At 50.9% G+C, this 574-nt stretch carries 1 protein-coding gene; it reads right to left on the reverse strand.

Annotated elements, in window-relative coordinates; all coding sequences use genetic code 11:
- Positions 1-7: 7 nt before the first annotated feature.
- The coding region (locus tag HW443_RS12690; protein ID WP_176238385.1) for a transposase at positions 8-574 on the reverse strand (567 nt) is incomplete at its 5' end.

Raw genomic sequence — 574 nt, forward strand, 5'->3', positions numbered from 1 at the left:
TTAGGACTTACGCAGTTGGAGTAAGACTGTAGGTAGGCTTACCCAGATAAGCCCGTATTGCCTCCCTGATAATGGACACCTTTGCCTCATACCAACTATTTCCCGTTCGCAACTTGTGTATCTCCAAACGCAGAAAGGCCCGCAGCGCATAAAGAAAGTGATTCTTCTGTGCCACCGCCTTCCGTACTTGCGCTCGCTCAATTCCGCAGCACTGCTTGATCCCCCGATGATATACCTCGATCCTCCACCCCTGGCTCTCCAAGTCCTCCCGACTAGCTTCGTCCATCTGAAGATCATCAGTCGCCCAGTATTGCCCGTCCCCGTTTTCAGAGACCGTCCGAAATACCTTGATGAACCCATATCCCTTCAGATGTACCACTCGTCCCTCTGGAGGAATCTTCGCTTGACTGAGGGGAATATTCCCTTCCCCATCAGGATTGACCAAACGGTTACTCTTCAGCCTTGTTAGCCAATGCCAGCCGTAATCTCGGACCCTCTTCAGATTTCCCAAGCTGGCATACCAAGTATCAAACAACACAAAGCTTGGCTCAAAGTCCCGTTCCTTAGCTTCCTT

Origin of the sequence: Candidatus Hakubella thermalkaliphila (assembly GCF_013281975.1) — a bacterium.
GTDB classification, from domain to species: Bacteria; Actinomycetota; Humimicrobiia; order Hakubellales; family Hakubellaceae; genus Hakubella; species Hakubella thermalkaliphila.